Source organism: Ruegeria sp. CDSA020 (assembly GCF_059612345.1).
On record NZ_JBXWQK010000010.1, the window covers coordinates 114614 to 127739 of the forward strand.

General features: G+C 55.2%; 12 protein-coding genes. 11 read left to right on the forward strand and 1 reads right to left on the reverse strand.

Annotated features, from left to right (window positions below):
* The first annotated feature begins 2 nt into the window (after positions 1 to 2).
* The 11 genes from AC2FJW_RS17045 to pdeM all read left to right on the forward strand — a co-directional run bounded on the left by AC2FJW_RS17045 (position 3) and on the right by pdeM (position 12089).
* Complete coding sequence (locus tag AC2FJW_RS17045) at positions 3 to 632, forward strand: OmpA family protein (RefSeq protein ID WP_496697995.1); 630 nt, start codon at positions 3 to 5, stop codon at positions 630 to 632.
* A 194-nt stretch (positions 633 to 826) separates the two neighbouring features.
* Positions 827 to 2062 (forward strand): CpaE/TadZ family protein, encoded by a 1236-nt coding sequence (locus AC2FJW_RS17050; RefSeq protein ID WP_281973278.1) that lies wholly within the window; start codon positions 827 to 829, stop codon positions 2060 to 2062.
* A gap of 24 nt (positions 2063 to 2086) precedes the next feature.
* Positions 2087 to 3529, forward strand: coding sequence for a TadA family conjugal transfer-associated ATPase (locus AC2FJW_RS17055; protein WP_282022130.1), 1443 nt, complete (start codon positions 2087 to 2089; stop codon positions 3527 to 3529).
* Positions 3530 to 3540: 11 nt separating this feature from the next.
* On the forward strand, positions 3541 to 4509 hold the full coding sequence (locus AC2FJW_RS17060) for a type II secretion system F family protein (RefSeq protein WP_142637962.1): 969 nt from the start codon (positions 3541 to 3543) through the stop codon (positions 4507 to 4509).
* 10 nt (positions 4510 to 4519) lie between these two features.
* Positions 4520 to 5497 carry a type II secretion system F family protein gene (locus tag AC2FJW_RS17065; protein WP_282022131.1) on the forward strand — a complete coding sequence of 326 codons (978 nt, stop codon included), beginning with the start codon at positions 4520 to 4522 and terminating at the stop codon, positions 5495 to 5497.
* 6 nt (positions 5498 to 5503) lie between these two features.
* Complete coding sequence (locus tag AC2FJW_RS17070) at positions 5504 to 6085, forward strand: tetratricopeptide repeat protein (RefSeq protein ID WP_185956705.1); 582 nt, start codon at positions 5504 to 5506, stop codon at positions 6083 to 6085.
* Positions 6086 to 6114: 29 nt separating this feature from the next.
* Positions 6115 to 6966, forward strand: coding sequence for a tetratricopeptide repeat protein (locus AC2FJW_RS17075; RefSeq protein WP_496697991.1), 852 nt, complete (start codon positions 6115 to 6117; stop codon positions 6964 to 6966).
* 3 nt (positions 6967 to 6969) lie between these two features.
* Entirely contained in the window at positions 6970 to 7506 is a 537-nt protein-coding gene (locus AC2FJW_RS17080; RefSeq protein WP_496750774.1) for a prepilin peptidase, read from the forward strand.
* A gap of 118 nt (positions 7507 to 7624) precedes the next feature.
* Positions 7625 to 8932, forward strand: a complete 1308-nt coding sequence (locus AC2FJW_RS17085) for a DUF8689 domain-containing protein (protein ID WP_496697987.1) — start codon at positions 7625 to 7627, stop codon at positions 8930 to 8932.
* Positions 8933 to 8972: 40 nt separating this feature from the next.
* Positions 8973 to 11384, forward strand: a complete 2412-nt coding sequence (locus AC2FJW_RS17090) for a ligase-associated DNA damage response DEXH box helicase (protein WP_496750776.1) — start codon at positions 8973 to 8975, stop codon at positions 11382 to 11384.
* A 42-nt stretch (positions 11385 to 11426) separates the two neighbouring features.
* Positions 11427 to 12089 (forward strand): ligase-associated DNA damage response endonuclease PdeM, encoded by a 663-nt coding sequence (gene pdeM, locus AC2FJW_RS17095; protein WP_496750777.1) that lies wholly within the window; start codon positions 11427 to 11429, stop codon positions 12087 to 12089.
* Positions 12090 to 12095: 6 nt separating this feature from the next.
* Here pdeM and AC2FJW_RS17100 read toward each other — a convergent pair whose 3' ends face one another.
* Positions 12096 to 12839 (reverse strand): LytTR family DNA-binding domain-containing protein, encoded by a 744-nt coding sequence (locus tag AC2FJW_RS17100; RefSeq protein ID WP_496750778.1) that lies wholly within the window; start codon positions 12837 to 12839, stop codon positions 12096 to 12098.
* Positions 12840 to 13126: the final 287 nt, after the last annotated feature.

A 13126-nucleotide genomic window follows, 5' to 3' on the forward strand; every position in this document is an offset into this window, starting at 1 on the left:
CAATGCAGAAGTGGATCATCACACTGGGTCTTTCGGTCGCTGTCGCCGCATGTACGCGTGAGGCCGGATACGAAGCCGATCAGGGCGCGTTCGGGAATGCGACACTGAATAACATTCAAGTAATGAATGGCGAACTGACATATGCCCAGATCCTGGGCCAACGGTTCGCAGCCGAAGTGCCGACCCAGATCAACTTTGATTTCAACAGCGCTCAACTGGACGAAACAGCTCAGCGAGTACTCTTGCGTCAGGCGAACTGGATCAAACAGTTCCCCGAGGCACGGTTCCGGGTCTATGGCCATACGGATGCTGTTGGATCAACGGCATATAACCAAAGCCTGGGCCAGCGGCGCGCAAATGCGGCTGTTGCGTTCCTTACGCGGCAGGGTATCTCTCGCTCGCGGTTGGAGGCGGTTGTTTCATTCGGTAAGTCACGACCTCTTGTGGCTACGCCGGATCGAGACCGTCGCAACAGGCGCACCGTGACCGAAGTATCAGGCTTCGTTGATCGTGCACCCCAGCTACTCGATGGCAAATACGCCGCCATCGTCAATCGCGAGTACGTGGAGAGCGCCGTTTATGAAACCCAGCTGCGCCGCGAGACCGCTATTGGCGATACAAGCGAACAATAAACTGTGATTGGGCGACATCGTCGCCCAATTCCCTACAATTGGTTCTTTTGCGCCTAATTCTTGCCTAAGTTCCAAGCCACATTTTCAACAATTGGGTGACCTGCGTCCGAAAATGGCCGCAATAGGGTGACAGCAAGCCAATCCTGTCCTCTGGGCCAGGATGGTTCGCCTACCCTTCGACGAGGATTGTGTTAATGACAAGCGCCACGCCGCAAAACGAAGAGACCGCAATTCTGGCCTGCACGATCAGTCGTGATGTCCAGAATTTCGATCTGCTTATAGAAGATATGGAAGGCGCTTTGGGTGAGCGTTGGGGCGATCTCGGCTTTGCCGAAGCCCTGACATTTTTCAACCAACCCGAAGCCAATTCACTGCAATTTGTCGCGTTGGCCATTGATGGCGAGGATGAAGACAACCTGTCACTGATGGGTGAAATCATCACACAGGCCAAAGACAAAAATATCAAAATAGTTCTGATCGCCGAGGACGTGACCCCGGCTTCGCTGCATCAGTTGTTGCGCAAGGGCGCGGACGAATTCGTCCCCTACCCTCTTCCAGAAGGTGAATTGCAAGAAGCAATCGACCGGATGAACAAACCCGAACCCGTCGCCGTTGCCCCCGGATCAGATGCCGCACGTGCAGCTGGCGACTCTAAAGAGGGTGCTTTGTTTGTGATTCAGGGACTTGCCGGTGGGGTCGGGTCGACGACTATGGCCGTCAACCTAGCTTGGGAACTGGCAACGGTCTCTGACAAAGAGGCCCCTTCGGTTTGTTTGATTGACCTGGACCTGCAATACGGAACGGTTTCGACCTATCTGGATCTTCCCCGTCGAGAAACTGTATTCGAGATGCTGTCTGATACGGCGGCAATGGATGATGACGTCTTCAACCAGGCGCTTCAGTCCTATGAGGACAAGCTGCAGGTGCTAACCGCGCCGTCGGATATGGTGCCTTTGGATCTGATTACGCAAGAAGATATCGAACGGGTGATCGAAAAGGCGCGAAAACACTTCGATTATGTGATCGTCGACATGCCAACGACATTGGTTCACTGGTCGGAAACTGTACTGCAGGCCGCCCATGTTTACTTTGCCCTGATAGAACTGGACATGCGTTCGGCTCAGAACGCATTGCGCCTCAAGCGCGCTTTACAGGCCGAGGAACTACCCTTCAATAAGTTGCGTTTCGCTCTCAATCGCGCCCCGAAATTTACCGATCTGAATGGTAAGGGCCGGGTCAAGCGCATGGGTGAAAGCCTGGGCATCTCTATTGATCTTCAACTGCCGGATGGCGGCAAACCCGTGATGCAAAGCGGTGATCACGGTCTGCCATTGGCCAACGCTGCGGCCAAGAACCCACTGCGCAAGGAAATCGCAAAGCTTGCGAAGTCGCTGCACAGCCTGGGCAGCAGTAGCGCCGAAGCCGCATAACACAATCCCACAGGGAGAGCCGCCGTGTTTTCAAGATATAAAAAACCCGAAGCACAACCGGTCCAGGCACCGGCTAAATCGCCCGAGGCCACACCTGCACCTGCAGCGGAGCAAGCATCAACCGCTACTGCAGTTGCCCGACGACCCACCCCCAAAAAGGCGGCCGAGGTTGTAGGGGCGGACAAGGAACGCAAGCGCAAAGAGCGTCTGGGCGAAATCAAGATCGAACTCCACCGCGAGCTTCTTGAAAACCTGAACCTTGCGGCCCTTGAGAAAGCTGGAGAATCCGAGCTGCGCTCGGAAATCAGTGCGATTGCCAGTGAGGTTCTGGAATCCCGCAACATCGTTCTGAACCGCGACGACCGGCAACAGCTGAACAAGGAACTGTATGACGAAGTAACCGGTCTTGGCCCTCTCGAGACCTTGCTTCAGGACGACTCTGTCAGCGATATTCTGGTCAACGGCCCGCAACAAATTTTCGTTGAACGGTTCGGTAAGCTAGAAATTAGCGACGTTACCTTTAAAGACGAAAAGCACCTGATGCGGATCATCGACAAGATCGTATCCGCCGTGGGCCGCCGTGTTGACGAATCCAACCCCTATGTGGACGCCCGTCTGGCGGATGGCTCGCGTTTCAACGCTATGGTGCCACCGATTGCCGTTGACGGCTCGCTGGTATCCATTCGTAAGTTCAAAAAAGATAAGCTGGCCATTGATGACCTGGTGAATTTTGGTGCCTTCACAGAAGAAATGGCCGCCTATCTGCAGGCTGCTGTATCTACACGCCTGAATGTGATCGTTTCGGGCGGTACCGGTTCCGGTAAAACAACCACGCTAAACGCATTGTCCAGCTTTATCGACGACGCCGAGCGTATTCTGACCATCGAGGATACAGCGGAACTCCAGCTGCAACAGTCTCATGTTGGCCGGATGGAAAGCCGCCCGCCTAACGTCGAAGGCAAGGGTGAAGTCAGCCCCCGCGACTGTCTGAAAAACGCCCTTCGTATGCGTCCCGACCGTATCATCGTGGGTGAGACACGGGGCTCGGAAGTTATCGACATGCTACAGGCCATGAACACTGGCCATGATGGCTCGATGACAACGATCCACGCGAACTCGGCCCGAGACGGGATTTCGCGCCTTGAAAACATGATCGCGATGGCCGGGATCGAAATGCCGATCAAGGCCGTCCGTAGCCAGATCTCCAGTGCTGTGAACCTGATCGTTCAGGCAAGCCGCCTGCAGGACGGCTCGCGGCGTATGACTTCGATCACCGAAATCACTGGTATGGAAGGCGATGTGATTTCCATGCAGGAAATCTTTCGTTTTCAACGCGTTGGATTAACGCCCGACAACAAGATCATTGGCCATTTTACCGCGACAGGCGTTCGCAGCCACTACTCCGAACGCTTCCGTCTGTGGGGCTATGATCTGCCCCCTTCGATTTACGAACCAACGACTATGTAGGAGATCTTGAAATGCAACTGCCTATGGAGGCACTGATCTACGTCGCGATCTTCGTAGGCGTACTTGCGTTGGTGGAAGGAATCTATCTGGTTGCCTTCGGAAAATCCATCAGTCTGAACAGCCGCGTGAACCGCCGTCTGGACATGCTGGATAAAGGCGTCGGGCGCGAACAAGTTCTGGAACAGCTGCGCAAGGAAATGCAGCAGCATATGAAGTCCCAGAGCATTCCGCTCTATTCCCTGTTGGCGGACAAGGCTCAGAAGGCCGCCATCGCCTTCACACCCCGTCAGTTGATCCTGATTATGGTGTTGGTGACAGGCTTTGCCTTTATGGGGCTCAGTATTGCAACGGGAACGGAAACCATAATGCGGGCCGCTATTTCGGTCGCAATCGGTGTTGGCGGTGTCTATGCGTGGGTAAACAACAAGGCCAAAAAGCGTATGGCAATGCTGGAAGAACAGTTGCCAGATGCTGTGGAATTGATGGTTCGGTCGCTTCGCGTCGGGAACCCTTTTGTGTCCACCATTCAAATCGTCGCAAATGAAGTCCAGGATCCACTCGCCACTGAATTCGGGGTTATCGCTGATGAATGTGCCTATGGCCGTGACGTCGGTGAATCTCTCAAAGATCTGGCACAACGACTGGATATGCAGGATCTACGGTTTTTGGCAGTGGCCGTCGGCATCCAACAGCAATCCGGTGGTAACCTGGCCGAAATTTTGGCCGGTCTGGCCAAGGTGATCCGGGCCCGTTTTCGACTTTTCCGGCGCGTCAACGCCATCACAGCCGAGGCAAAATGGTCAGGAAAATTCCTATCTGGATTTCCACTGTTCTGCCTGGGATTCATCTTGGTGAACGACCCCGGGTACTATGACGAAGTTATGGATCACCCATGGTTCATTCCTGCCTGTTTCTTTGTCGGCATCATGCTGACACTGAACCTGATCGTCATGCGCATTCTAACCGACATCAAGGTCTGAGGACACCACCATGGAAATCCTGACCCGAATAAACGACTTTCTAACCGAGCTCCTTGGCCCCTTCGGTCCACTGATCGTGGTTGGTGTACTTGGACTGTTCATGATCTTGATCACAGTCCCCTTGATCCTGAGCCAGCCAGAAGATCCCCTGAAGAAACTGCAGCGTTCTAATGCAGCCCCTCGACAGGATAAGAAGGTCAAAAAGGACAAGCTCAGAACAAGCGGGCGAAACGAGCAGCTTGAGAAATTTGCCAACTTCCTTGAGCCACAGAATAAGGAAGAACTGTCTGCCATGCAGCTGAAACTGCGGCAGGCGGGGTACCAGTCAAAGGACGCAGTTCGGTTCTTCCACTTCGCTCAATTTTCCTTGGGCATCATCGGAATTGTGATTGGTGTTTTGCTGGTCACTGTCCTTTCCGACGGTCAGGAATTTACCGCGCAGCAGATGATAATACGAGTTCTTGTCCCTTCGGCCGCCGGGTATTTTCTGCCGCGCTATTGGATCACCCGAAGGGTCGCAGAACGGCAAGAAGCGATCACCGCAGGCTTTCCCGATACTCTTGACCTGATGCTGGTCTGTGTCGAAGCTGGCCAGTCGCTGGACCAGGCCATCGTTCGCGTCGCACGCGAAATGAAAGCCTCCTACCCTGAGATTTCGCTTGAATTTGAAGTCGTCGCCCACGAATTGAAGGCCGGTAAGGACAAGGATACGGTTCTTCGCGATTTTGGTACGCGCTGTGGCGTTCAGGATGTTAACTCATTTGTGACGGTGATGATCCAATCGGCAACATTCGGTACATCCATCGCCGAAGCCTTGCGGGTTTACGCTGGCGAGATGCGAGATAAGCGCGTGATGCGCGCCGAAGAGGCCGCTAACAAGTTGCCAACCAAAATGACACTCGCCACTATGATGCTGACGGTGCCACCGTTGCTGGTCATTCTGGTTGGACCCTCGGCCAAAGGCATCGCTGAATTCGGCGGAGGCTAATAGCCTATGAAATTGAAACCCAGGTGCATCCAAACGGGGATACGCCGCGTGTTACAGGCCACCGTGGTTCTTGCCACGGTGGCTTCTTGCACGGAAACGGGGTCCTCCGGGGATCTGGATGCACCTGGCATTGATCGTAAAGCCCCGGCCGAGGATCAGATTGCAGTCGGCAACCGGTTGATGGCTTCGGGTGAATACGAGCTTGCGTTGGATGCCTTTATCCGCGCAGCGCTCAATCAGGGAATGACAACGCAGATCCTGACCTCGATGGGGACGGCAAATCTGGGCCTTCGGAGGCTTGGACAGGCGGAAACACTGCTGCGCCGTGCGGTTGAAGATGACCCCGAATGGTCTGTCGCCTGGAACAATCTGGGTGTGTTGCTGATGGAAATCGGTGAATACCCCGAGGCCGCTCAGGTCTTTCGCCGGGCCTATGCTCTCGATAATGGCGAAAGTGACGCAATCCGGGACAATCTGCGGTTAGCTCTCGCAAAAATGGAAAATACTGATAATAATACCCCTCAAGAACAAGAATACACACTGGAGCAGCAAGGCGACGGGCAATTCATGCTGCGCAAGCTCCCGTAACATAGGCAAGAGCAGTAAGGGACGCAAAAATGCGCCAACAATTCTTGATTCCGTCTATCGCAATCTGCGGGCTGATCCTCTCAGCCTGTGAAAAAGAATCCGAAGAAGAAAAGGTCGAGCGTACATTTCAGGAGGTGAACGTCATTGACGAGACCAACCTGAACGACGTTCTTCTGTCGGCCGCCGACCCAAACGAAGCCGTTACCTATTTCCAGGGTGCCGCCGCCAAGAACCCGGGTCGTATAGACCTGCAACGTGGGCTGGCGATTTCACTGGCGCGCGCCAAACGGACGACCGAGGCAACCGCCGCCTGGAAAAAAGTCACCACGATGAGCGGTACGACCAATGTAGACAAGGTCGAATACGCAGATTCTCTGGTACGTTCCGGGAACTGGGCAAAAGCCAAGTCCACTTTGGATTCGGTCCCGCCGACTTTTGAATCTTTCAAACGCTACCGCCTGGAAGCCGTCGTCGCAGATTCACAAAAAGACTGGAAACGCGCGGATCATTTCTATGAAACCGCCGTGGGTCTGACGACCCGCCCCGGTGGTGTAATGAACAACTGGGGATATTCCAAACTGACGCGCGGCCAGTACGACGAAGCCGAACGGTTATTCACCGAGGCCATTCGACAGGATAACTCTCTATTCACGGCAAAGAACAATCTGGTCCTCGCCCGGGCTGCACAGGGCAATTACAGCATGCCTGTCGTTCCCATGTCTCAGGTCGAACGCGCGATGTTGTTGAACACAATGGCCATCTCGGCGGTGAAACGCGGTGATGTGGCGACGGCCAAGAACCTGTTCCGCGAAGCGATCGCCACCCATCCGCAACATTACGACGAAGCCGTTCGATCCCTGCGCGCGCTTGAGGAAGCCTGATACATGCATATTCCAGCGGGTGCTGCGGCCTGGTTTTTGCCGTTCGTACTGCCGATCTGCTATTACGTAGCCTTCACCGACCTGCGTGACATGCTCATCAAGAATCACGCCGTAGTAGCACTGGCTGCGGTATTTGCGGTCATCGGTTTGTTTGTCCTGCCGCCCTGGTCGGATGGTTGGATTACCGGCCCGTTTTCTGTGTCCCTCCCACCCTATTTGTGGCAGCTGTTACATATAGTTGTAATGCTGGTCATCGGCATTCTGCTCAACGCAGCCGGCATTATGGGAGCCGGAGACGCAAAATTCATAGCCGCGGCCTCAGCCTTTGTTTGGATGGGCGATTTCACATTGGTATTGTTGATCCTGATGTCGACCACCTTGGCGGCCTTTGTCACGCATCGATTGGCCAAACATACCGCCCTCAGAGCTATTGCCCCAGATTGGGAAAGCTGGCGTCGGGACAAACAATTTCCAATGGGTTTCGCGCTTGGTGCAACCCTGGCCATCTACCTGATACTTGGAACTGTTTACGGCTCGTAAACTATCATCAGTCCGCCTTGTCCCCGCCTTGGAACTGACACAAAGCCCGGCCAAATTTTCGTCAAAGGGCCCTTTTCAGGGCTATTGGCGTGAATACTGAATTAGACGGGCAACGCTCATGAATATGCAGACAACCTCGGTAATGGCCCCCCCTACCCCAAAGGGGTTGGGCGATATGCAGCTTCCTATTGTTATGATGCGGGATATCCTGCTGAAAACTATCTTTCGTAAAACCGTAGATACAGTTTCCGAAGTTGCCCAAGCGATCTGCTTGCCGGGTTCTGTCACACAGGAATTGATCGACCTTGCCCGCGAACAAAAGCTGCTGGAAGCAACCGGTACTTTGAACGCCAACAGCGGCAATGAGATGGGGTATCAACTGACCGATGCGGGCAAAGCGCGTGCATTGGATGCGCTAAGCCAGTCCGAATATTTCGGCGCCATGCCCGTCCCGTTGGATGTGTACCGCGAGCAGGTAAAACGCCAGTCGATCCGGAATATCCAGGTTTCCCGCGACCAGTTGACCGGGGCCATGGGCCATCTGGTTCTGCCAGACAGCCTGCTGGACCACCTTGGACCCGCGGTCAGTGCAGGCCGATCAATCCTGATGTATGGACCTCCGGGTAATGGTAAATCCTCTATCTCGAACGGTATTCGGGATGCTTTGGGCGATAGTGTCTATGTCCCATATGCCATCGAATACGCTGGTCAGGTGATCACGGTGTATGACCCGATTGTACACACAGCCATCGAACAAGAAGCAGATGATCCCAATAGCTTGCGCCGCCGCAAGCGGTTTGATTCGCGCTATGTCCAATGTGAAAGACCAACTGTTGTGACTGGCGGTGAACTGTCACTCAGCATGCTCGATCTGGTTTATAACCCTACGGCGCGGACCTATCAGGCCCCGCTGCAGCTGAAATCGACGGGCGGCATCTTTATCGTTGACGACCTTGGCCGTCAGCAGGAACCACCACAGGCCCTGATCAACCGCTGGATTGTTCCACTGGAAGAAAACAAGGATATCCTTGGTCTGCAATCGGGTGAAAAATTCGAAGTGCCCTTTGATACGCTGGTCATCTTTTCGACCAACTTTCACCCCAACGAGATCTTTGACCAAGCCGCTTTGCGCCGGATTTTCTTCAAGATCAAGATTGACGGTCCGAACCAAGAGAACTTCCTGAAAATCTTCGCCATGGTGGCCCGCAAACGCGGGATGCCTCTGGACGAGGCCGCATTGGTCCATCTGCTAAAGGTCAAATACCCGACCATCGACAACATCTATGCGAACTATCAGCCGATATTCCTGATTGATCAGATGATCTCGATCTGCGAATTCGAGGGAATTCCCTATCAGATGAGCCCCGATCTGATTGAACGCGCTTGGGCCAACATGTTCGTCAAAGATGAGAAAATCGTCAAATAACCTAATGCCATTTCGCTGACGGGCCGGGTAATCTGCCTTTATGACGCAGATTCCCGCCCGGATTACTGACTGGTTTGACGACAAAGGTTGGTCCATCCACCCGCATCAGCAGGACATGTACGACCGGGCCCTTGAACCGGCGACGTTGCTGATAGCCCCCACAGGCGGGGGCAAGACAATGGCCGGATTTCTGCCCACGCTGGCCGATCTGGCAGAGCGGGACCATGATGGCCTGCATACAATCTACGTCTCCCCTCTCAAGGCGCTGGCGGCGGATATCCGACGAAACCTGCGTGGCCCGGCCGAGGAAATGGGCCTGTCCATCCGGATCGAGGATCGCACCGGGGATACTTCAGCCACACAGAAAAAGCGTCAGCGGGTTGACCCGCCGCAGATCCTTTTGACTACACCTGAAAGCCTGGCCCTGCTGACCTCTTACGAAGACGCCGGGCGGATGTTTCAGGGCGTGCAACGGGTGGTTGTCGATGAAATCCACGCACTGGCCGAGAGCAAGCGTGGCGACCAGCTGATGCTGGCGCTGGCCCGTCTGCAGGGGCTCTGCCCGGACCTGCGCAGGGTGGGCCTGTCTGCAACGGTCGAAGACCCCAATGCTATTGCCCGATTTCTGGCACGTCACCCTGATCCCTGCCGGATCGTTGAGGCCGATCCTGGGCCTGACCCCGATATCCAAATGTTGGAAACGCAGGAAATGCCTCCGTGGTCGGGCGGTAGCGCGGCCTATTCCATCCCTGCCGTTCTGGACCAGATCCGGAAGCATAAGACGACGCTTATCTTTCACAACACCCGCGCACAGGCCGAGATTTTCTTTCACAACCTCTGGCTTGCCAACGAAGACGGGCTGCCGATTGGCATTCATCACGGCAGTCTGGACAGGCAGCAACGCGAACGTGTCGAGGCCGCAATGGTTCGTGGTGAGCTGCGCGCAATCGTCTGCACAGGCAGTCTGGATCTTGGTATTGATTGGGGCGATGTCGACCTGGTCATTCAGATCGGGGCGCCCAAAAACGTCAAAAGGCTGGTTCAGCGCATCGGGCGCGCAAATCACAGATACAACGCCCCCTCCAAAGCATTGTTAGTGCCCGCAAACCGCTTCGAAGTTGTGGAATGCATAGCGGCACTTGAGGCTGTGAAAGCTCATGATCTGGACGGTGATCCCCGCGGCGCAGGTCCACGCGATGTGTTGTGTCAACATATCCTGATTGCCGCAGCATCCGGGCCATTCTTGGCCGATGACCTGTTCCGGCAAATGACCGCAGCGGGCCCCTATGCCGGGTTGACCCGAGCAGAGTTCGACGCCTGTTTGGACTTTTGTGCAACCGGGGGCTATGCCCTGCGCGCCTATGATCGGTGGCAAAGACTGCAGCTACGGCCAGATGGGCAATGGCAGCTGCGTGACCCCCGTGCTGCGCAGCGTATCCGCATGAACCTTGGCACGATTCAGGACACAGATACGTTGAAAGTCCGCCTGAAACGCAATCGAGGGGGCAAGCCTCTGGGAGAGGTCGAAGAAGCCTTTGCTGCCTCGCTGACCCACGGAGATACCTTTCTGATCGGCGGCCAGATCGTGCGCTATGAGGGATTGCGCGAGATGACGGTCGAAGTCAGCCGCCGAGCGGATAAGAAGCCCAAGATCGCAACGTTTTCAGGCACCAAATTTGCGACCTCGACGCAGCTGAGCGACCGTATCCTGCGGCTGTTTGCACAGCCTGATTGGCCCCAGTTACCCGCGCATACCGCGGATTGGCTGGCGTTGCAGCGCGATATCTCGCGCCTGCCTCAGCGTGACAGGTTACTGATCGAAAGTTTCCCCAACGATGGGCGCGAAAACCTGTGTGTCTATGGTTTTGCGGGTCGCAACGCCCAGCAGACGCTGGGGCTGTTGCTGACCAAACGGATGGAAGAAACGGACCTTGCACCGCTGGGCTTTGTTGCCACCGACTATGCAACCCTGATCTGGGGGTTGGACGCGGTGATAGACCCGCGTCCGCTATTTCAGCCCGACGAGCTGCGCAACGGCTTGGAAACCTGGCTGGCGGGCAATGCCGTAATGAAGCGCACCTTTCGTGCCTCGGCCACGATTGCAGGGCTGATCGAACGGAACATGGCCGGTCAGCGCAAAAGTGGTCGGCAGGCCACGTTTTCCTCGGATATCCTCTACGATACTTTGCTGAAATACGATCCCGATCACCTGTTAATGCAGATCACCCGAGAAGAGGCCATGCGCGGTCTCGTCGATTTCGGGCGGATCGAGGCACTGATCGAGCGGATCGGGGGTCGCATAGATCTGATGCGATTGGATCGGGTTTCACCTCTGGCTGCACCTCTGTTTCTTGAGGTTGGCAAGGTACCCGTCAAAGGTGCTGCTGAAGAACGCCTGCTGGCGGAAGAAAGCGCGCGCCTATTGCAAGAGGCTGGGCTGGAAACCTGCTAAAACCTCTTGCACGCGATAGCGGAACGTCGCAAAGAACGTAACATGAACGAAGTTTCGATCTGTTTAGCCGGGCAAAATCTGCTGGCGCTTGGGTCTGGTGCCCTTTGGTGGCCCGACAAAAGCGTGCTTTGCGTGTCCGATCTGCATCTGGGTAAATCCGAGCGTTTGGCGCGCCGGGGCGGCACGACATTACCCCCCTATGACAGCCAGGACACCCTGGCCCGATTGGCCGCAGATATCGAGCACACTCAGCCTGACATCGTTATTTGTCTTGGGGATAGTTTTGATGATCTTGATGCCCTAAACGCCTTGAGTGTGCCTGACAGGCTGCAGATTACGGCGATGCAGGCCGGTCGCCGCTGGGTCTGGATCGAGGGCAACCATGACCCCGGCCCGGTAGATCTGGGCGGAAGCCATCTGGCCGAATATGCGGTTGACCCTCTGGTCTTTCGTCATATTGCGCAACCCAAGGGCAAGGCTGAGGTTTCGGGACATTACCACCCCAAGGCGCGCGTGCGGATCCGCGGTCGTTCGATCACCCGCCCCGCCTTCCTAGTGGATCAGGCGCGTCTGATCCTGCCTGCCTATGGAACTTATACTGGTGGGCTCTTTAGCTCGGATCACGTTCTGGACGCCATGATGAGCGATCAGGCAATGGCGATCTTGACAGGGAAAGTCCCGCAAATGATCCCAATGCCCAGATAGGGCGTCTCAAATCAGGCCATCTTCTTCTAGGAACGGACGGTATTTCCTGCTGACCGGAACAAGCTCGTCGTTCTTCAGGCGCAACATGGTCTTGCCACCCTTACGTTCGACCCCAGCAATGGCGTCATCGACAACCCAATGCGATCGGTGCGTGCAATGGCCCGGTATAGGTTCCATTTCCTCTATGGCGTCGGTAAAACGCGACCGGATCGTAAACGTGCCCTCAGAAGTCACCACATCCACATAGTGGTCTTGGACCGTCAGGCGATAGACCCGACCCTGAAAGGATCCCGGCAACCGTTTGTACATGCGCGGCAGCGGAATTTCAGCATTTTCGGATTGAGGTTTCGATGCCTCACGCCGCACCAGGATCAAGCCCACCGACAGCAAGGCGCCATAAGATGTTACAGATAACATATCCGGGCACGGCAGTCCGTTGGCCGAAAACAGCAACCAGACCATCAACCAAAGGCTTGGAACAAAAAGGACGAAAACCAAAGATATCAGCACAAGGTCGCGCCCAGAAAACTCGGTCTCAGCGAACAACCTACGCAACAATCTTCTTGCGACGCAGGTCACTCCTAGCGCCAGCGCCATCACCCCGATCCAGAAGGCCAAGCGCCAAGGAAAGGTTACTTCGATGGCATGAAATGGTTGGAATACGAAGGACAATAGCAGAAGGAAAACCAGCCCGGCAATCAACCGGTACCCTACTATTTCGGCGAAAACTGGGCGCAGTTTCGTGAACATAAACACTCGACAACAACTCTCCGGGTCCAGCCAATACTACCGGGGACTTGCCATATTACAACGTAACCGGCTGGAATAGAAAGTTTATCACCAATACAGGCACATTCAATGCCCGTAATCTCACACTTAGTTTACATATTAACAAATTTTAGGCCGGGGAGTACCCCGGCCCTGAAAATCTACATGCACGACTGTCCGCTATGGGTCACACCGTCAGGCCTTCTGGTTCTGGGAGTTTGTTTGCGCGGCATGCGGCGGTCAGGGTGTTGGCCAGCAGGCATGCGATT